20 protein-coding genes are annotated in these 19,283 nt (G+C 36.7%); 2 read left to right on the top strand and 18 right to left on the bottom strand.

The window, feature by feature from the left end; all coding sequences use genetic code 11:
* The first annotated feature begins 76 nt into the window (after positions 1-76).
* Positions 77-1,039: a GIY-YIG nuclease family protein gene (locus tag IGL86_RS07045; protein ID WP_002374708.1), complete on the top strand. Its 963-nt coding sequence runs from the start codon at positions 77-79 to the stop codon at positions 1,037-1,039.
* 34 nt (positions 1,040-1,073) lie between these two features.
* On the opposite strand, the gene IGL86_RS07050 is transcribed toward IGL86_RS07045, so the two are convergent.
* From IGL86_RS07050 to IGL86_RS07125, 16 genes are all read right to left on the bottom strand, one after another.
* On the bottom strand, positions 1,074-1,430 hold the full coding sequence (locus IGL86_RS07050; RefSeq protein WP_002357307.1) for a phage holin family protein: 357 nt from the start codon (positions 1,428-1,430) through the stop codon (positions 1,074-1,076).
* Positions 1,430-1,753 (bottom strand): PspC domain-containing protein, encoded by a 324-nt coding sequence (locus tag IGL86_RS07055; protein ID WP_002357306.1) that lies wholly within the window; start codon positions 1,751-1,753, stop codon positions 1,430-1,432. The genes IGL86_RS07050 and IGL86_RS07055 overlap by 1 nt, the downstream gene beginning before the upstream one ends.
* 74 nt (positions 1,754-1,827) lie before the next feature.
* Complete coding sequence (liaX, locus tag IGL86_RS07060; protein ID WP_033625753.1) at positions 1,828-3,429, bottom strand: daptomycin-sensing surface protein LiaX; 1,602 nt, start codon at positions 3,427-3,429, stop codon at positions 1,828-1,830.
* A 208-nt stretch (positions 3,430-3,637) separates the two neighbouring features.
* The gene (gene phoU / locus IGL86_RS07065; RefSeq protein ID WP_002357304.1) at positions 3,638-4,315 is read right to left on the bottom strand and encodes a phosphate signaling complex protein PhoU; all 678 of its coding nucleotides are present in this window, start codon (positions 4,313-4,315) and stop codon (positions 3,638-3,640) included.
* A 14-nt stretch (positions 4,316-4,329) separates the two neighbouring features.
* Positions 4,330-5,088 carry a phosphate ABC transporter ATP-binding protein PstB gene (gene pstB / locus IGL86_RS07070; protein ID WP_002357303.1) on the bottom strand — a complete coding sequence of 253 codons (759 nt, stop codon included), beginning with the start codon at positions 5,086-5,088 and terminating at the stop codon, positions 4,330-4,332.
* A 10-nt stretch (positions 5,089-5,098) separates the two neighbouring features.
* The gene (gene pstB, locus IGL86_RS07075) at positions 5,099-5,908 is read right to left on the bottom strand and encodes a phosphate ABC transporter ATP-binding protein PstB (protein ID WP_002357302.1); all 810 of its coding nucleotides are present in this window, start codon (positions 5,906-5,908) and stop codon (positions 5,099-5,101) included.
* A 16-nt stretch (positions 5,909-5,924) separates the two neighbouring features.
* Complete coding sequence (gene pstA, locus IGL86_RS07080) at positions 5,925-6,809, bottom strand: phosphate ABC transporter permease PstA (protein WP_002357300.1); 885 nt, start codon at positions 6,807-6,809, stop codon at positions 5,925-5,927.
* Complete coding sequence (gene pstC, locus IGL86_RS07085; RefSeq protein ID WP_002357299.1) at positions 6,809-7,729, bottom strand: phosphate ABC transporter permease subunit PstC; 921 nt, start codon at positions 7,727-7,729, stop codon at positions 6,809-6,811. The genes pstA and pstC overlap by 1 nt, the downstream gene beginning before the upstream one ends.
* A gap of 122 nt (positions 7,730-7,851) precedes the next feature.
* Positions 7,852-8,706 (bottom strand): phosphate ABC transporter substrate-binding protein PstS, encoded by an 855-nt coding sequence (locus IGL86_RS07090; RefSeq protein WP_002357298.1) that lies wholly within the window; start codon positions 8,704-8,706, stop codon positions 7,852-7,854.
* Positions 8,707-8,880: 174 nt separating this feature from the next.
* Positions 8,881-9,765: a permease-like cell division protein FtsX gene (ftsX, locus tag IGL86_RS07095; RefSeq protein WP_002360154.1), complete on the bottom strand. Its 885-nt coding sequence runs from the start codon at positions 9,763-9,765 to the stop codon at positions 8,881-8,883.
* Positions 9,758-10,444 (bottom strand): cell division ATP-binding protein FtsE, encoded by a 687-nt coding sequence (gene ftsE / locus IGL86_RS07100; protein ID WP_002361935.1) that lies wholly within the window; start codon positions 10,442-10,444, stop codon positions 9,758-9,760. The genes ftsX and ftsE overlap by 8 nt, the downstream gene beginning before the upstream one ends.
* Before the next feature lie 105 nt (positions 10,445-10,549).
* A protein-coding gene (gene prfB / locus IGL86_RS07105) for a peptide chain release factor 2 (RefSeq protein WP_111997025.1) occupies positions 10,550-11,651 on the bottom strand; the annotation gives its coding sequence in 2 pieces (ribosomal slippage) (positions 10,550-11,578 and positions 11,580-11,651; 1,101 coding nt in all).
* Between the two features lie 76 nt (positions 11,652-11,727).
* Complete coding sequence (gene secA, locus IGL86_RS07110; protein WP_002420121.1) at positions 11,728-14,265, bottom strand: preprotein translocase subunit SecA; 2,538 nt, start codon at positions 14,263-14,265, stop codon at positions 11,728-11,730.
* A 255-nt stretch (positions 14,266-14,520) separates the two neighbouring features.
* A complete protein-coding gene (hpf, locus tag IGL86_RS07115) occupies positions 14,521-15,072 on the bottom strand; it encodes a ribosome hibernation-promoting factor, HPF/YfiA family (RefSeq protein WP_002357293.1) in 552 nt (183 codons plus the stop codon).
* A 138-nt stretch (positions 15,073-15,210) separates the two neighbouring features.
* Entirely contained in the window at positions 15,211-15,897 is a 687-nt protein-coding gene (locus IGL86_RS07120; protein ID WP_033625755.1) for a ComF family protein, read from the bottom strand.
* Positions 15,887-17,203 (bottom strand): DEAD/DEAH box helicase, encoded by a 1,317-nt coding sequence (locus IGL86_RS07125; RefSeq protein ID WP_033625757.1) that lies wholly within the window; start codon positions 17,201-17,203, stop codon positions 15,887-15,889. Before IGL86_RS07125 ends, IGL86_RS07120 begins: the two co-directional genes overlap by 11 nt.
* A gap of 272 nt (positions 17,204-17,475) precedes the next feature.
* Between IGL86_RS07125 and IGL86_RS07130 the strand changes: the two genes are divergently transcribed.
* The gene (locus tag IGL86_RS07130; RefSeq protein WP_010712529.1) at positions 17,476-18,192 is read left to right on the top strand and encodes an AAA family ATPase; all 717 of its coding nucleotides are present in this window, start codon (positions 17,476-17,478) and stop codon (positions 18,190-18,192) included.
* Positions 18,193-18,516: 324 nt separating this feature from the next.
* Here the strand turns inward: IGL86_RS07130 and IGL86_RS07135 are convergent, their stop codons facing one another.
* Positions 18,517-18,852 carry a PTS sugar transporter subunit IIB gene (locus IGL86_RS07135; protein ID WP_002360150.1) on the bottom strand — a complete coding sequence of 112 codons (336 nt, stop codon included), beginning with the start codon at positions 18,850-18,852 and terminating at the stop codon, positions 18,517-18,519.
* Between the two features lie 120 nt (positions 18,853-18,972).
* Positions 18,973-19,260, bottom strand: a complete 288-nt coding sequence (locus IGL86_RS07140) for a DUF7662 domain-containing protein (RefSeq protein WP_430605583.1) — start codon at positions 19,258-19,260, stop codon at positions 18,973-18,975.
* Positions 19,261-19,283 lie beyond the last annotated feature (23 nt).

Genomic DNA, 19,283 nt, shown 5'->3' on the forward strand with positions numbered 1-19,283 from the left:
TGCTATTTCTGTTACTTGACTATTTCAGAAAACTTTGTATACTTGAAGCCGATCCTTTTAAGAAAAGAGGAAACTTATGAAAGAATATTTAAAGGAAAAAGCCCATCAATTACCGTTAACACCGGGTGTTTATTTAATGAAAGACGCAACCGACACAATTATTTATGTGGGTAAAGCCAAAAAATTAAAAAATCGCGTGTCGAGCTATTTTATTAATAGTCATCAACATTCTCGAAAGACGATGCGTTTAGTCAAACAAATTATAGACTTCGATGTTCTCCATACTGACACAGAATTGGATGCACTCCTCCTAGAATGTCAACTGATTCAACAGTATCGGCCGCGCTACAATCGCCAAATGAATGCTTATGAACAATATTCTTATGTATCGGTAGCCGTTAATGAGCGGCAATTAGAGATTAAACTCTTAAATATTCCCACTAAAGAGAACTGTTTTGGTCCTTATTCGATTCGCCGAAAATTAAACCGTTTAAAAATAATTTTGGATAGTATCTACGATCTCGTCCCAACCAACTATTGGCATCAAACCTTTCAAAAAGAGAGTGCCATTCCGACCGAACTATTTCAACAAGAATTGTTCGACTTTTTCCATAATCAAGGACGAGAACCAATCAAACGAATTGCTCAACAAATGCAAGAAGCTGCTGAAAAACAAGCCTTCGAAAAAGCGGCAAAACTCAAAGAAGATTGGCTCTTTCTGACGCGCTTTGCAAACCAAAATCAACGAATTAGTCAAGCTAACCAACGAGATTGGCAACTGATGTGGTTACCTTGTCAGAAAAAAATCAAATACTATTTAATTTACCAAGGCTTGGTGGTAGCAACACGTGTTGTAACTAAACAAACGTTTCAAAAATATTCATCGCTTGAACTAGCAAAAAAAATCATGCCCAAAAAACCACCGAAAACAATCGAACATTATTCGAAGCAACAAGTTGATTTTTTAAACATTTTATATGGCTATATCAGCCGCCATCCAGAATGTCACCTAGAAAATTTAACCATCGAAAAAGCCTGAAGAACGCATTTTATGCTACGTTCTTCAGGCTTTTTTATTCATATTTAGATAAATTGTGATCCGTAACGATCGTATTGACAATTGACATAATTACAGCCATTAGCACCGCTGCCCAAAAACTTGAGAAGCCAAAGTTCATTTCCCCCACAAAAAACGAGGTCATTTGTAAAATCGCTGCATTGACAACAAAGCTAAATAGACCAAACGTTAATAAAGTAAATGGGAGCGACAAGATTGTTAAGACTGGTTTCACCAACATATTTAGGATTGAGAGAACAAAGGCGGCAATAATTGCAGGCATTATGCCTCTCACATGAATCATGCCAGGAAAAACAACTGATAAAGAAATGAATGTCAGTGTATTAACAACCAATCGCTGAAAATATGTCATTAAAAGTCACTCCATTCGTCATCATCAATTTTTTCCGCTTCTTTACGTTGCTTTTTATTGGCAGCATAAGGATTTTCATTGCGAACATTTCTATTATAAGGATTTTGATGGCCGTAGCCGCGATCGCTTCCTGTTCTTCCAGAAGGGATCAAGACTGCTAAGGCAATGTATAAGAGAATGCCTGGAAATCCTGCTGAGAAAAAGCTGAGCAAGACATAAACGACACGAATAATTGTTGGGTCAATTCCTAGCCAATCAGCAATCCCAGCTAAGCTTCCTGTTAAAACCACGTTATTCGGAGATTTTGTTAGTTTTCTTTTCATATGTTTTCACCTCGTCTACTAAATTTTACACTAGAAAGGCTGATTCGTCAGCCCATCTAGCTTAAAATTGTTAATTATTTATCCGTATCTTTTAGGAAAATACTTCCCGTTGTTGTAGAAGCATTAATTTGAGCCATTGATTCTTCCAGTACACGTCTAAAATGTAATTGTTGATTGCCGCGATCTTTCTTTTCACGAACAACTTCAATATCTGTTAAACGGCTGTTAATACTACCTAAATTCGTTTTCACTTGCCCTTCAACGCCTAAGTCATTTGGCAAGGCCAACTTGATATTCCCATTTGCAGAGCTTGCTTCAACACGGCGAAGCGTTTTTTCTTTAGCTGTAATGCGGATATCTCCATTAATCAGAGAAACACTTAGACTTTCTGGTGCCGCGGAAATAGACACATCACCATTGACTGTTTCAATAATGTTATCTAAAATCGTTCCTTCTAGGACTTTAATTTCACCATTCACGCCTTCAATTTCTAACATAGTTGCATCAATTTTTTTAAACGTAATCGTCCCATTCGTTGATTTTGTGTAAACATCTTTCGCTGTTAACTCTTCTACTAAGACATTTCCGTTTAATAATTTAACAGATACATGATCGTAAGTGCGTTTTGGTAAATAGAACGTTAAATCTGCTTTCACCCGTTTGTTTGGCACTTGGAAAGAAATCGTTTCATCATCCACATCAATGTCACTTCGTTCTAAGAAAGCTTCCATTGGTGAATCTCCTGCCATTTTACCATATAATTTGATTTTTGCTTCGACTTTCACATCTTCTTGATCCCAAGTTTTGAAAACCACGGTACCATTTGCTACCTTGACATCAATTAAACTTGCTTGTGGATTTGGATAGTTAAATTCATGTTCAAACTTAGTTGTTGCCACACCAGGAACTTTCATTTTAATGTCTTTCCATTCCACATTATCATTCATGGTATCACTGAAAGAATTAAATGTTTTTTTCAAGAATTCTCCCACTTGGCCGCCAACTTCGGCAACTTTGCCGCCGACTTGGTTAAAGGTGTCTGTTGCTTGATCTTTCCACTCTTCAGAGAATTGAGAAGAAACTTTTTCTTTTGTATCATTCCATTGACCTTTCCATTGTTCTTTACGAATGTTTTTTAGTTCTTCTTCCAGTGCTGTTTTTTCAGTACTTTGAGTCGTTAATTTTTCTTCTAATTGTGCAAGTAAAACGTGCAAGTCTTTTCGTTGAACTTGTTCATCTTCTGTTAATGCATCTAACTCTTCTTTTGTATCTAATGTTCCAATTTCTTCTGCGACTTCTTTAATTTCTTCTTTGATGCCGGCAATTTCTGCGTTGACTTCGTCCAATTCAGCCGAAGCACGATTGGCTTTTGTTGCTAACTCATCAAGAATTCTTTCTAAGTTTTCACGATCTTTTTCTGCACTGTCCTGTGTATTTTCTTCAAACGAATCAACAGTAGGTCCTTCTGATTCGCCTTTTTCTAATGCATCCATTAAATCTGCGACTTGATCTTCTTTATTTGTTGTTCCAATATTTTGTGTATCAACTTTTTCAGCAGCTTTTTCGATTTGTTTTTCATCTTTTTCAGTTGCCATATTTTCTAATAAAATTAACGCTTCTTCTGACGTTAGAATACCTTTTTTCACTAATTCTAATACGCGTTCTCTTTCTTTCATGGATATTGCCTCCTTAGCAAATTTTTCACTCAATAGTGTTTTCCTTACATGCATTATTATGCCTTGTTTTTGATCATTTGTCATAGGACTTAAGAACGATTTCTTCTCATTAGTAAGGACTAGTTTTATAAAATAAGCTCATTTTACGCTAAAAAAACTAGGAATTGGTCTAAAAAAGGCCGTCTCCTAGTTTTTTTATTTGTTTTTCTTAAAATTGTTCATCACGATTACTATTCAATTCGGTAATTTTACCAGTTGCCAAGTAAACAATCCACTCACAAATATTTGTGACATAGTCGCCAATTCTTTCCAAGTATTGTGCCACATGTAGATAATCAGTTCCGCTAATGACCGTTTCTGGATTAGCTTTCATTGCTTCTACGGCATGTTTGTAAATACTATCGAAATATTCATTAGTACGATCATCCATTTGTGCAATCATTCGTGCATCTTTTTGATCCGTTTTAACATAGGCGATTAAAACATTATCCACCATTTTTTTCACATAATCAGACATATCTGAAATTTCTTTTTCGATTTCAGGAATACGTGTTTCTCCTTTTAAGCGAATCGTTGATTTAGCAATTGAAACGGCATGGTCAGCCATTCTTTCTAAATCCGAACTAGCTTTCATAACAGTAATAATCATACGTAAGTCTGTTGTCACTGGTTGTTGTAACGCAATCATTTCAAAACTCTTTTTCTCAAGTTTGACTTCCATATCATTAATTTCAATATCGCGATCAATCACTTCTTGAGCCAATTTTTTATCATGATTAATATATGCCTTCACGGATTTATGGACGGCACTACTAACCATCATACCCATTTCATAAAATTGATTGTGCAGATTTAATAGTTCTTCTTCAAATTGTGTCCGTAACATTCTTTTTCCCCCTTTTAACCAAATTTACCAGAAATGTAATCTTCTGTTTGTTTTTCTTTTGGATTTAAAAATACTTTTTTCGTGTCATTAAATTCAATTAAATCACCTTGTAAAAAGAAGGCCGTTTTATCAGAGATCCGTGATGCTTGTGACATATTATGTGTCACCATAATCATGGTATATTTCTCTTTTAATGTTAACAGCATGTTTTCAATTTTACCACTAGAAACTGGGTCCAAGGCGCTAGTTGGTTCATCTAATAAAATAATATCCGGTTCCACAGCTAAAACACGAGCGATACAAACCCGCTGTTGTTGTCCACCAGAAAGTGAAAGTGCACTTTTGTGAAGTTTATCTTTGACATCCTCCCAAACGGCAGCAGCTTTCAAACTGGTTTCAACTGCTTCATCTAAGACTTGCTTGTCTTTGACTCCTTTTAGGCGCAAGCCATAAATCACATTTTCATAAACTGAAAATGGAAATGGATTAGGTTGTTGGAAAACCATGCCAATTTCTTTACGTAATTCAACGTTATCTGTTTTCGGTCCATAAATATCTTTTCCTTTATAGACAACACTTCCAGTAATAGTTACGTCTGGGATTAAATCATTCATACGATTCAAGCAACGTAAATACGTTGACTTCCCGCAACCAGAAGGACCAATCATGGCAGTTAATTCTCCTTGATTAAAAGTTAAATCAATGCCTTTCAATGCTTCTTTTTTCCCGTAATATAAATGTAAATCTTTTGATGAAATAATTTCTTTGCCCATCTTGCTCCTCCTAACCAAAATGTCCTGAAACGTAGTCTTCCGTTGCTTGAATTTTTGGTCGTGTAAAGATTTTTCTTGTATGGTCGTATTCAATGACTTTGCCCATATAGAAGAAAGCTGTATAGTCACTAATCCGCGCCGCTTGTTGCATGTTATGTGTCACAATGATGATCGTGTAATCATCTTTTAAATTCACTAACGTTTCTTCAACCGTTCCTGTTGAAATCGGATCTAACGCGCTTGCCGGTTCATCTAACAATAAAATATCTGGTTTCATCGCAATTGCCCGAGCGATACACAAACGTTGTTGTTGCCCACCAGACAGAGCTAAGGCGCTTTTGTTTAAGTTATCTTTCACTTGATCCCAAAGTGCGGCTTGCTTCAAACTTGTTTCAACGATTTCATCTAATTTTTTCTTATCCTTTTCACCATGCTGTTTCAATGCGAATGTGATATTTTCATAGATAGATTTACTAAATGGATTGGGCCGCTGAAAAACCATGCCAATGCGTTTTCTCATTTCGTAGACGTCAACTTCTTTCGTATTGACATCGACATCTTTATACATGATTTTTCCAGTAACACGTGAATTGGCAATGCCATCGTTCATACGATTTAGCGAACGTAAATACGTGGATTTACCGCAACCAGAAGGTCCAATTAAGGCGGTTATTTTGTTCTTTTCAAATTGTAAATCAACACCTTTGATAGCTTCATTGTCCCCGTAAAAGACATGTAAGTCTTCCGTGTGTAACGCAATCGGGTCTTTTTGGCTATCTAGTTGAAGTAAATGGGTATCATTTAAATTGTATTCTTTCATGCTAATTCCCCTAACATTAAGCTGATGTCATTCTCTTATAAAGACGGTTGCCGATAAAACGAGCGCCGAAATTGAAAAGTAAAACTACTAAAATTAACACAGCGGAGGCACCTGCTGAGACCGCAGCGCCATCTGGCATCGTTCCTTCGGTATTAATTTTCCAAATATGCACAGCCAACGTTTCCGCTTGACGGAAAATACTAATTGGACTTGAAACGCTCAATGGATTCCAATTACTGAAATCTAAGGCAGGTGCGCTTTGTCCTGCTGTATAAATTAGCGCAGCGGCTTCACCGAAAATCCGACCAGAACTCAAAATAACACCTGTCAAAATTCCTGGTAACGCTTCTGGCAAAATAACTTTTTTAACTGTTTCCCAACGTGAAAGACCTAAGGCTAACCCCGCTTCACGCTGTGTATAATGAATGGCTTTCAAAGATTCCTCAACATTTCTAGTCAATAATGGTAAGTTAAAAAATGTTAATGCTAACGCACCTGATAAGATTGAAAAGCCATATCCGATTTGTACAACGAAAATCAAGAAGCCGAACAGCCCGACAACAACGGAAGGCAATGAACTTAAAATTTCAATCGAGGTACGAATTAAATCAGTTAACCAATTCTTTTTCGCATATTCCGATAAGTAAATTCCAGCACCCAATGAAATTGGAATACTAATAATCATTGTAATCAATAGTAAATATAGTGAGTTGAAAAGCTGAATACCAATCCCACCACCAACTTGATAGGCTCTGGATGGTTGTGTTAAAAATTCCCACGAAATATGAGGAATTCCTCTAGCTAAAATGTAAATCAGTAAGGCCGCCAAAATTAAAACAATGACGCCAGATACGGCATATAAGATACCTGTTGCGATTTTATCTGCTTTTTTTGCATTCATTATTTTAAGGCTCCTCTCTTACCGATAATTCGGATAACAATGTTGAATAGTAAAGACATCAACAATAGAATCAAAGCTAAAGACCAAAGAACGTTGTTTTCAACTGTTCCCATAATTGTATTCCCAATCCCCATTGTCAAAATACTTGTTAGTGTCGAAGCTGGTGTTGTCAAACTAGTTGGCATCACAGCTGCATTTCCGATTACCATTTGGATTGCTAAGGCTTCACCAAACGCACGAGCCATACCAAAGACAACCGCAGTTAAAATACCAGGCACAGCTGCCCGCAAGACAACTTTATAAATCGTTTGCCAACGCGTAGCACCAAGCGCCAACGACGCTTCACGATAATGTCGAGGCACAGCTTTTAATGCATCTACGGTCATCGTAGTAACCGTTGGTAAAATCATAACAAATAGCACAAACGTACCAGCTAAAATACCGAAGCCAGTTCCGCCAAAGATTGAACGGACAAAAGGAACAATGACAGATAAACCAATAAATCCATAAACAACAGAGGGAATCCCTACAAGTAATTCAATAACTGGTTGTAAAAATTTCGCTCCTTTTTTAGGTGAAATTTCTGTCATAAAAACAGCCGCTCCAATCGCAAATGGCGTCGCAACAATCGCTGACAAAAACGTTACAATAAAGGAACCCGCAATCATTGGTAAAGCCCCAACCATGGGTTTACCGTCTGCGCCGATATCACTTGGGTTCCAGTTTGTTCCAAATAAGAAATCAAACACATTAATCTTATCTTTAAAGAATGTAGCAAGTCCTTTACTTGCAACAAAATAGAAAATTGAAACAACCACTGCTACAATTAAGGCAATACATAGGAAACTAATAAATTTCCCTCGTTGCTCCATCTTGGCTCTTTTCGATTTTGTTAATAATTTTTTCTGTACATCTTCCAAGAATATTTCCTCCTCAAACAATCCAACTTTTACAGATAAAAATAGTGTACCTTTTTTACATCAATTTGTTTTTAATAACATGTAAATTTTATGTTAAGTTTGTAAATTTTGTGTTAAGAGAATTATTTAATGACATTTCCTTGCCAATCCCGTTCAATTTCCATTTTCGAAACAGGAATATACCCTAATTGACCAATCACACGTTCTTGGATATCATCTGACAACATAAAATCTAAAAACTCTTTGGTTAAATCACTTGGATTTTTACGAGTGTACATGTGTTCATAAGACCAAATAATCCATTTATTGTTCATTACATTTTCATCTGTTGGCTGAACACCATCAATGCTTAACGTAGCTACTTCATCAGTAACATATGAAAATGCGGTATAACTAATCGCTCCTGGTGTATCAGAAACAATGGAACGAACCATGCCGCTGGAATCTTGTTCTTGCGCACGAATGGCTGTTTTATCTCCCAAGACCCACTTTTCAAAAGTAGCGCGCGTACCACTACCGGCCGCTCTATTCAAAATAACAATTTTTTGGTCTTTCCCGCCAAGTTCTTTCCAGTTTGTTACTTCACCTAAAAAGATTTTCTTTAAATTTTCCATTGAGATATCTTTGACACCGACATTTTTGTTAACGATTGGTGTAATCCCAACGACAGCAACTTTATGATCAATTAAGTCTTCCGCTTTGATGCCCTTTTTCTCTTCTGCAAATAAATCAGAATTACCAATGTCTACCGCGCCAGATTGGACTTGACTCAAACCTGTTCCGCTTCCGCCACCTTGGACATTAATAAATCTTCCTGGATTTTGACTTTGATATTCCTCACTCGCTGTCTCTACTAATGGTTGTAAAGCTGATGAGCCTACCGCTGTGATGGATTCACCACGATCAATCCATTTTGCACATCCTGTTAAAGTAAGTATACTTGCCAAACCAATAAATAATAGCAATCTTTTTTTCATCGATTCATTATTCCTCCAATTAATTTCAATCTATTCTATTTTACCATTATATGTAGGACTTGAAAATTATAAGTTATCAATTTGTTGGTACAACTGAGAAAACTCTTAAATTAAATAACAAGTATTTTAAAACTAAAACAAAAAAACTCTCCAAAATGGAGAGCTTTTTTTCGTTTAAATTTTCAAGAAACGACGCATTGAAATAACTGAACCTAGTGATCCAATAATCATTCCTGTTGCAATCATTAATAGATTGACTTTCCAGATAAAATCTTCTGGACGAATTAATGAATAATTCGAACGCAATAACTGCGGGTTAAACATGTTATAAACTTGATGGTAGCCTAACGTCATAATAATGACTGGCACGATTGCGCCAATCAACCCAATCCAAGCACCTTCTAAGAAGAACGGCCAACGAATGAAACTGTTTTTCGCTCCTACAAGACGCATAATTTGGATTTCTTTTTGACGAGATAAAATCGTAATCCGAATGGTATTGGAAATTAAGAACACTGCAACGAATAAAAGTAATGCAGCAGCTGCTAAGCCCCAAGTTCGAACAGTTTGAGCGATTTTAAAGATTTTGTCTGAGTTTACACCACCGTAATCGGCTTTAAAAACACTTGGGAATTTAGCTGCTTGTTTCGCAATATCTTTCGTGTCTTCTGGTGTTTTTGCACGGACATAATACACATCGTATAATGGGTTACTGTCGCCTTCGAAAAGATTCCAGGCATCCCCCATTTGTTCTTGGATTTTTTTCAATTGTTGATCTTTGTTTGAATAAGAAATATCTTCAACATTGTCTAATCCTTTAAGTTGTTTTTCTAATGTTTTCATTTCATTTTGTTTTGTACCAATATCGACAAAAACTGACACTGTCACGTTTTTTTCGACATCATCAGCAAGTTTCGTTGCATTAAAAATAACGCCCATAAAAATACCAACTAAAACTAATGTAATTGTAACCGCACTTGCTGAGGCAACAGTCATCCAACCGTTCCGTTTTAAACTTTTGATACTTTCAAATAAATGAGAAAAGAATGTTCTAATCATCGTAGCCGTATTCTCCTTCCACTTGGTCACGGATAATGCGACCATTTTCAATGGCAATAACACGGTGACGAATCGTATTTACAATTGTACTATTATGCGTTGCCATCACGACTGTTGTTCCTTGTGCGTTAATCCGGTCCAACAATTTCATGATTTCCCATGAATTCTCTGGATCTAAGTTCCCAGTTGGTTCATCGGCAATTAAAACTTTCGGTGTATTTACAATTGCTCGTGCAATGGATACCCGTTGCTGTTCCCCACCAGAAAGTTCGCTTGGAAAAACACGTACCTTATGTTTTAGACCGACTAAATCTAAAACTTCCATCACGCGTTTTTTGATTTCGCGAGGACGTCGTCCGATAACTTGCATCGCATAGGCCACGTTCTCATACACAGTTTTCTTTGGTAATAGTTTATAGTCTTGGAAAACGATGCCGATTTCACGACGTAAATAAGGAACTTCTTTATTTTTTATTTTCATTAAATCATGACCTGCAACTGTCAAATTACCTTTTGTTGCTTTTTCTTCACGATACATTAATCTAATAAAGGTTGATTTCCCTGCACCTGAGGGACCAACCACATAGACGAACTCGCCTTGGTCAATCTCTACTGAAATATTCCGAATCGCTGTTGTGCCATTCGAATATTTCTTCATTACATCTTTCATTTCAATCATGGCGTTCTCTCCATCTCTTTTTTCTTCAATCCTACTCATTATAACATGTCAATATTGCAAACTTCTTGCATTAAGTTACATTTTTATTTCAATTTAATGAAGAGCTTAACTTAAGCGCTGTTTTAAGTAGGCATCAATGAAACCATCAAGGTCTCCATCCATCACAGCTTGTACATTGCCGGTTTCGTAATTTGTCCGATGGTCTTTGACCATTGAATACGGATGGAACACGTAAGAACGGATTTGTGAGCCCCAGCCAATTTCCATTTGTTCACCACGTAAACTTGCTGCTTCTTGGGCTTTCTTTTCCATTTCCAATTGATATAATTTGGCTTTTAACATACTCATTGCTTGCTCACGGTTTTTTAATTGAGAACGTTGTGCTTGGCTTGCGACAACGGTACCTGTTGGAATATGTGTGATTCGAACAGCCGATTCTGTTTTATTAATATGCTGACCACCGGCACCACTTGCTCGATAGGTATCAATTTTTAAGTCATCTGGATTGATCGCAATCTCTATTGTATCGTCTAATTCAGGCATTACATCAACTGAACAAAACGAAGTATGACGGCGTTTGGCGGAATCAAAGGGCGAAATCCGCACAAGACGATGGACACCTTTTTCAGATTTTAGGTAGCCATAAGCATTGTAACCTTTGATTAATAAGGTGACACTTTTAATCCCTGCTTCATCTCCAGCTTGGTAATCCAACGTTTCAACTTGGAAACCGTGACTTTCTGCCCAACGTGTATACATTCGTAAAAGCATACTTCCCCAATCTTGTGATTCAGTACCACCGGCACCAGGGTGTAATTCAATTAGGGCGTTATTATGATCATATGGCTCATTTAGTAGTAAGGATAGCTCATACGTTGTTAAACGTTCTTGCAAGAGATGAATTCTTTCTTCCAATTCTTCTTGAATCTCTGCATCATATTCTTCTTGTTGTAATTCAAACATCACCGTTAATTCGTCCAGTTCCTCAGAGAGCTGATGAAATTGTTGATATTTTTCTTTCAAACTATTGGTTTCGTTAATTAGCTTTTGAGCCGTTTCTGTGTTGTCCCAAAAACCAGGTTCTCCCATCCGATTTTCCGCCTCGGCAATGTCTTCTTCTAACTGGTCTAAGTCAAAGAGACCTCCTGAAGCTAGTAATTTTTTGTGTCATTTCGTCTAATAATGTACGAATTTCTGGGTTTTCCAAAATGATTCCTTCTTTCTCTTTATTGTAAAAAGAGCAAAGGCGGGACAAAATGCCCCACCCTGCGTTTTTTCTTTAATTAAGCGTTTCTTCCATGACAATTTTTGAATTTTTTGCCACTTCCGCATGGGCATAAATCATTACGGCCCACTTTTTTATCTACACGCACAGGTTGACGCTTCGCACTTGTGTTGCTTTGTGCAGCTGCATCTTGTTCTGTTTCTGGATGTTCCGCTTGTCCTTGAGCTACTTGCTCACGTTGGACATTTTGGCGAATTTCCGATTTCATGAATAAACGTGTTACTTCATATTCGATTGAACCCACCATATTGTTATACATAGAATAACCTTCTGTTTGATATTCTACTAATGGGTTGTTTTGACCGTACGCACGTAAGCCGACAGATTGGCGTAATTGATCCATTGCATCAATGTGATCTGTCCATTTAGTATCGACAACACGCAAGATGACTACTTTTTCAAATTCTAGCAATTGTTCTTGGCCATTCAATTGTTGAGATTTTTCTTCAAATACTTCTTGCGCACGTGCCACTAAGTAGTCTTTGATTTCTTCAGCTGATTTATTTTCTAAATCTTTTTTAGAAATCGTATCTTCATGGACAAGTGTTGAGGCTGCAAAATCGACAATCCCATCTAAATTCCATTCTTCTTTTTCTAATTGTGTATGGCTATCCACCACTCGGCCAATCGTCCGTTTTACCATGCCCATCAATACATCAGACAAGTCATTTTCTTCCATAATTACTTCTTGTCGTTGCGCATAAATAACTTCACGTTGCTCGCGCATCACGTCATCGTATTGTAAGACATTTTTACGTGTGTCATAGTTATTTCCTTCCACACGTTTTTGAGCAGACTCTACTTGGCGAGTAAACATTTTACTTTGAATAACTGCATCTTCTTCTTGCACATTCATTCGTTCTAAGAATGTTTTAATTCGTTCTGAACCAAAGCGTTTCATTAAGTCATCTTCTAAAGATAAATAAAATTGTGAAACCCCTGGATCCCCTTGACGTCCTGCACGTCCACGCAACTGATTATCAATACGACGTGACTCATGACGTTCTGTCCCGATAACCGCTAGACCACCTAGTTCAAGTACACCTAAACCAAGTTTAATATCCGTTCCACGACCAGCCATATTTGTTGCAATTGTAACTGCGCCTTTTTGACCGGCGTTCATAATGATTTCGGCTTCTTTAAAGTGATTTTTCGCATTCAATACTTCATGAGGAATTTTAGCTGCGTTTAATTTATCAGAAAGTAATTCTGATGTTTCTACCGCAACAGTCCCTACCAACACTGGTTGCCCTTTGTGGTAACGTTCTTTAATATCTTCCACTACTGCGTTAAATTTACTTTCCAAGGTTGGATAAAGTAAATCTGGACGATCGTCACGGATAATTGGACGATTGGTTGGGATTTGAATGACTTGAATATTGTAAATTTCACGGAATTCTTCTTCTTCTGTTTTAGCAGTACCAGTCATCCCGGCTAGTTTTTTGTACATCCGGAAGTAGTTTTGGAACGTAATCGTCGCCATTGTTTTTGTTTCATCTTCAATTTCGACGCCTTCTTTTGCTTCAATCGCTTGATGTAAGCCATCAGAATAACGACGACCATCCATGATACGACCAGTAAATTGGTCAACAATTAAGACTTTATTGTCTTGCACCACGTAATCAATGTCTAATAACATGATATAGTTTGCCCGTAACGCTTGATCTAAATGGTGCGTTAATGCTGTATTTTCAATATCGTAAAGGTTATCCAATCCGAAAGTTTCTTCAGCTTTTTCAATCCCTGCTTCTGTTAAACCAATTGTTTTAGACTGAATATCAATTTTGTAATCTTCGTCTTCTTTTAAGCGTTTGACAAAATTATCGGCACGCGTATAGAGTGCTGTCGATTTTTCAGCTTGTCCAGAAATAATTAATGGGGTTCTTGCTTCATCAATTAAGATTGAATCCACTTCATCGACAATTGCATAGTTTAATGGACGTTGAACCATTTGGCTGCGATAAACAACCATGTTATCACGCAAATAGTCAAATCCTAATTCGTTATTTGTACTATAAGTGATATCACAGTTATATGCTTCACGTTTTTCATCAGAAGATTTAGAGTTAATGTTTAAGCCAACGCTTAAGCCTAAGAAATTATATAATTCTCCCATTTCGTTAGAGTCACGGGTTGCTAAGTATTCATTAACTGTAACAACGTGTACTCCTTCGCCAGATAGTGCATTCAAGTATACAGGCATTGTGGCAGTCAAGGTTTTCCCTTCACCTGTTCTCATTTCAGGAATGTTCCCGTCATGAAGCACAATCCCACCCATTAATTGGACACGGTATGGGAATAAACCTAGTACTCGTTTAGCAGCTTCACGGACAACCGCAAATGCTTCTGGTAATAGTTCGTCTAAGGTTTCCCCTTTTTGATAACGGGCTTTAAATTCATCTGTTTTTTCACGTAATTGTTCATCGCTTAGTTGTTCCATTGCACTTGCATGTGCATCAATTTTATCGGCGATTTTTTCTAATCGTCTTAATTCTTTTTTATCGTTTTCGATCATTTTTTTCAAAAAATTTGCCATTGGTATCTGTGTTCCTTTCAATTACCTCTTTTTATTTTTGTATCCTTTTTGTACAAGAAGCACAATCTATCCGTTTTATTTTATCATTACTTGACGAGAAAGAAAACCATTTCTCTCTATTTTGCAGACATTTTCCTTTAAAAGAGGAACTTTTAAAGTTATTTTATGTATTTCTTTATTTTTTCTTTACTCCGTGCTTTAAAGATGTTTAAAGAGCTGAAATGCACGAAGGCATTTCAGCTCTTATTTTAAGCTTTAGTCTGTTTCAATCAAGCCATATTTGCCATCTTTACGACGGTAAACAATGCTTGTTCCATTTGTTTCAGCATCTTCAAAAATAAAGAAGTTGTGTCCTAACATGTTCATTTGTAAAACAGCTTCTTCACTGTCCATCGGTTTTAATGATAGACGTTTTGTACGAACGATGTCTAATTCTGAAGGTGTTTCTTCTGTTTCTTCACCAACTAAGAAGACAGCGGCTTTTGTATTGTTACGTCCTGTTTCACGAGATTTTCTGTTGATTTTTGTTTTAAATTTACGAATTTGTCGTTCTAATTTATCGACAACCAAATCAATACTTGCGTATAAATCAGGTGACGTTTCTTCAGCTCGTAAAACTAGATAAGGAAGAGGAATAGTAACCTCGACTTTGGCTGTTTTTTCAGTGTACACTTTCAAATTCACGTGAACCGTTGCTTCAGGTGAATCGCTGAAATATCTTTCTAATTTACCGACTTTTTTCTCAACATAGTCTCGAATCGCTTCGGTTACCTCGATATTTTCTCCACGTACATTATATCTAAACATAACAATTACCCCTTTCATCTACCAGTAAAGAAAAGATTAAAGGACCACTCTTTAATTCCCTTCTTCTTAATTTCATTATATCGAATAATCTGGGTTTTGCCAACAAAATAGTCATCAAATTTATGAATTCTTTTCTTTTTACCGCGCGAGAGTAAACGTATTCAAACTTTTAGGATAACAGTCATTGATAACAGCAGCTGCGTGGAAAAGAGTTCGTCCAGTGGTATAGATGTCATCCACCAAAATAACAGAACAATTTTTTAATTTTTTTTGGTTTTCTTTTTGGATGGCAAATGGTTGTTGCAACTGCATCCTTTCCTTTCTAGTTTTCTTAGATTGCGGAACATTTTCCTCTTTTCTAATTAAAAAAGGGCTGTACGGAACATCAGCCGCTTCTAGTAAGCCAATTACTTGGTTGAAGCCTCGTTCTTGCATTCGCTTTTCGGATAAGGGCACCGGAATAATATAGTCCACAGATTGTTGCCGAAAGTAAAAGTTGATTTCCTCATTAAAACACGTTCTTAAGCGATAGTCTCCTTGAAATTTATAGCGCTCCATCCACTCTTGCATTCCTTCATCATAATGAAACAACGCTGTATTATGAAAAGAATACTCTGGATAAAGCAGCTGCCACCTTTGACAATCAAAACAATAATGCTCTTGGCTGACTCGGCTACAGCCAAAACAAGTCCCTGTCATTGGCAGTTTCTGGAACTTTGCTTGGCAGTGCTGGCAAAGTGAAGGCCTCGCCCATTTTTTAAAACGTAAGAGCATTTTTAATGTTATCTCCAAACGAATGGGGCTTGCGCAATTTTTACAATCCATCTAACATCCCTCGTTTGCTAGCCAAGCGATTCATTTGCTTTATTTGCCGAATTGCCTCTTTCATGTCTCTTGTTTCCCCATCATGTAAAAATAAAACTTCGCCGTAATTGAATTCTTGTCTTCGATCGACTCGGCCCGCAATTTGGACAAGTGTTGAAGAAGTGAAGACTCGATGATTGGCACCATAAACAATAACTGAGACTGCATCAAAAGTCACACCACGTTCTAAAATGGTTGTAGTGATCAAAATATCCGTTTTCTGCTGACGCATTGCTTGAACTTTTTCCAGGCGAAGCTCATCACTACCATAAACGGCGACAACTTCTTTGTCGGAAAATCGCTCAGCTATTAATGCATGCAATTGGTGAATTAATGAAATGCTTGGGCAAAATAGTAAAACTGAATTACGCACCAATAAACGTTTCAAATGATGTGCAATGATTTTAATATTTTTGCTAGAAAGACGTTGCCACGACTGAACCCAAAATCGGCGTGGCACAGGTAATGGCCTACGATGATATCTTGCTGGCAAAATACTGGCTGCTAACTTCTTTTGCTGTAAAAGCTTCCGTAATTCTTTCGTAGGGGTTGCTGTTAAGTACACCAAACTACTTCTTTTTTTTCGTGCGTTACGCACTCCATAATAAAGATGCTCGTTATTAACAAAAGGAAAAGAGTCGACTTCATCAACGATAAGTAAATCAAATGCTTGATGGAATTTCAATAATTGATGGGTGGTGCAAATCACTAGTTTCGTATAACGATACGGTTCTTGACTGTTTCCGTGAAGTAAAGCAATTGCTTCGTGAGGAAAAACCGCTTGGATTCTGGGAAACAGTTCTAAGCAAACATCGACACGCGGCGAAGCCAGCGCAATTCGTCCCCCTTCTTGTAAGGTTTGGTGCAAAACAGCAAATAACATTTCTGTTTTGCCTGCACCTGTAACTGCCCACACTAAGCGATTCTCCCTTATTTTTACCGTCTCACAAAGTTCAACTGAGATCGCTTGCTGTCCCTTTGTTAATTGTCCAGACCACTCAAAAAAGACAGTTCTTGGGCTATTGGGCCTTTCTGGTAAATGACAAAATTTTTGACAAGAAGTCACACGGCCTAATTGAATGCATGCATGACAGTAGTATACATTTGTCGCCAGTCTGTTTTCTTTTTTGGATACGACTTCCCCGCACCGCTGACATTGAATTGTTAGGGGTGAACGCTCTAACATTGTTGGTAAATAAACCAGTTTTGTCTGTATTGAACGTTCTGTTTCTTCAAGAATTATTTTACGTCCATGCAAATCTTCCATGTTAACCACCTCATTTATAAAATACGCATTTCTCTAGCTTTTTTACGAAAAAGGAGATCTCCCACCGTTATCTTTCTATTCTTATCTAGTCGTTACCTACTAAACAAACTCTTGATACGCTTTATTGTTTACACGAATCTTCTACTTTCGACTTACCTATATGCAGATTTTTTATAAACAAATTTATCTACCTTTAAAGAAAAATTAATGTTAAAGTATATCTAGTAATTCAAGCTTTAATTTGAAAAGACTAGAGAGGAGCAAGCTTTATCATGGAAAATATTTTTTTAAAAAGACTAGAACTCAAAGCTTTTGAAGAAGATTCTGTTTTTTCAAAAATTGAAGGGCTGAATAAATTTAATTCACTAAATTTTAAAAAACCTATTACTTTTTTTTCAGGTGAAAATGGAACTGGAAAATCCACTTTACTAGAAGCAATCGCAGTCAATTGGGGATTTAATCCTGAAGGCGGTAGTATTAATTTTAATTTCTCTACAAACGATACTCACTTGGATTTACATAATTATTTAACTGTTGCAAAAAGTGTAAAGCGTGCTACGGATGGCTTCTTTTTAAGAGCTGAAAGTTTCTACAATGTTGCTACATATGCAGAAAATATAGACTTAGATTTTTCTGAATATGGCGATAAATCCCTACATCATCAATCACACGGCGAAAGTTTTTTGAATCTGGTGAACCATCGGTTTAGAGGAAATGGTCTGTACCTGTTAGATGAACCTGAAGCGGCTCTCTCACCTCAACGCCAACTAGCCTTAATGATATCTATAAAAAAACTAATTGATGAGGGGTCTCAGTTTATTATTGTCTCTCATTCACCTATATTACTAGCAATGCCTGACTCACAAATTATTTCTTTTGATAAAGATAGTCCTTTAGAAATCACGTATGAAGAAAGTATGCCTTATGAAATAACCTCATTATTTTTAAACAACAAAAACAGAATTCTCTCTCATTTATTTGCTGAATAAGTCTGTTATTCGAAATGCTTATGCCATACTATAATGACTCGTATATAAAAATATTGTTAATCATTCTTTGAATTACAACTTTCAGACTACGGAAAAAGGCGTTCATTATTCAGAAAATAGATTGTTAAGTATGTTTTTTTAGTATCTAGATTAAAGTAAAAAATTAAAGACAGTTGTCTTTCTCTAGCTCACAGGACTAATTTCGGCTCTATAATTTATGGAACTGATAAACTAGAATGACTGTTTCAGCTCAATTCCAATTAACTAAAGTCATAAAAAAAGACAAGTTGCTTTTTCGAAAATTCTCGAAAAAACAACTTGTTTTTACTCTTTTTTATCTGCTTGTGCTAACAAACCCAAGGCTTGTTCCAACACTTTTTCCCCGTTCATTAAGCCGTAATCAGACATGCTAATGACATCTGTTGGGATACCTTTTGGTGATAGACGCTTTTCAAAATCACTCTTCATATAACGAACTTGTGGACCTAACAATAACACATCGACTGGATTATTTTCTAAATTCGTTTCTGCTTCCGATGCAGAAGCCGCAAATATATGGGCATCTAAGCCTTGATTAAATGCTGCTTTTTGCATTTTTGTAACAAGTAAACTAGTACTCATTCCAGCGGAGCAAACTAACATAATTGTTTTTTTTGACATTTTAACAGCCCCTTTTACCATTGCCTTTTTCAATTTTCAACATTATCTATTAAAAATATTATAGTGTAAAGTTAATTTTTGTCAATCATTCTTGTTTTTTAAAGCGGATACAATCTTGGTTTAAACGTACCATGCTGACTTCAGCAATTTATTAAATACCACATATTCTTTTTCCAAATTCACTTGAACTGCTTGGTAACTCGCATTCAACCAACCATAAGCGCCCTTTTCTGGATGCTTATAATCGTTCGCCCACCAATCGACATCTGTCTTAGCAGTTTTTGGTAAACCAGAATGAGGGAATAACAATTCATCAAACTGAGTAAAGGTCAAAGTAACTTGGGAACCGCCATTCGTTTTCAAATAATGAGTAATTGTATCATATTTTTTCTGTCGTGTATGTACCATTTTCCAGCGCCTCCCTTTTCTCT

This window comes from Enterococcus sp. DIV0774 (assembly GCF_050539095.1).
GTDB classification, from domain to species: Bacteria; Bacillota; Bacilli; order Lactobacillales; family Enterococcaceae; genus Enterococcus; species Enterococcus faecalis.

Bases quoted from the DNA above. Each gene is read 5' to 3' on its own strand.
- IGL86_RS07090 (WP_002357298.1), bottom strand. From the start codon at position 8,706: ATGAAAAAAAGATTGCTATTATTTATTGGTTTGGCAAGTATACTTACT.
- phoU (WP_002357304.1), bottom strand. From the start codon at position 4,315: ATGTTACGGACACAATTTGAAGAAGAACTATTAAATCTGCACAATCAA.
- liaX (WP_033625753.1), bottom strand. From the start codon at position 3,429: ATGAAAGAAAGAGAACGCGTATTAGAATTAGTGAAAAAAGGTATTCTA.
- IGL86_RS07050 (WP_002357307.1), bottom strand. From the start codon at position 1,430: ATGACATATTTTCAGCGATTGGTTGTTAATACACTGACATTCATTTCT.
- IGL86_RS07120 (WP_033625755.1), bottom strand. From the start codon at position 15,897: ATGGATTGTAAAAATTGCGCAAGCCCCATTCGTTTGGAGATAACATTA.
- IGL86_RS07135 (WP_002360150.1), bottom strand. From the start codon at position 18,852: ATGTCAAAAAAAACAATTATGTTAGTTTGCTCCGCTGGAATGAGTACT.
- pstB (WP_002357303.1), bottom strand. From the start codon at position 5,088: ATGGGCAAAGAAATTATTTCATCAAAAGATTTACATTTATATTACGGG.
- IGL86_RS07055 (WP_002357306.1), bottom strand. From the start codon at position 1,753: ATGAAAAGAAAACTAACAAAATCTCCGAATAACGTGGTTTTAACAGGA.
- IGL86_RS07140 (WP_430605583.1), bottom strand. From the start codon at position 19,260: ATGGTACATACACGACAGAAAAAATATGATACAATTACTCATTATTTG.
- ftsE (WP_002361935.1), bottom strand. From the start codon at position 10,444: ATGATTGAAATGAAAGATGTAATGAAGAAATATTCGAATGGCACAACA.
- pstB (WP_002357302.1), bottom strand. From the start codon at position 5,908: ATGAAAGAATACAATTTAAATGATACCCATTTACTTCAACTAGATAGC.
- ftsX (WP_002360154.1), bottom strand. From the start codon at position 9,765: ATGATTAGAACATTCTTTTCTCATTTATTTGAAAGTATCAAAAGTTTA.
- IGL86_RS07130 (WP_010712529.1), top strand. From the start codon at position 17,476: ATGGAAAATATTTTTTTAAAAAGACTAGAACTCAAAGCTTTTGAAGAA.
- IGL86_RS07045 (WP_002374708.1), top strand. From the start codon at position 77: ATGAAAGAATATTTAAAGGAAAAAGCCCATCAATTACCGTTAACACCG.
- IGL86_RS07125 (WP_033625757.1), bottom strand. From the start codon at position 17,203: ATGGAAGATTTGCATGGACGTAAAATAATTCTTGAAGAAACAGAACGT.
- secA (WP_002420121.1), bottom strand. From the start codon at position 14,265: ATGGCAAATTTTTTGAAAAAAATGATCGAAAACGATAAAAAAGAATTA.
- pstA (WP_002357300.1), bottom strand. From the start codon at position 6,809: ATGAATGCAAAAAAAGCAGATAAAATCGCAACAGGTATCTTATATGCC.
- hpf (WP_002357293.1), bottom strand. From the start codon at position 15,072: ATGTTTAGATATAATGTACGTGGAGAAAATATCGAGGTAACCGAAGCG.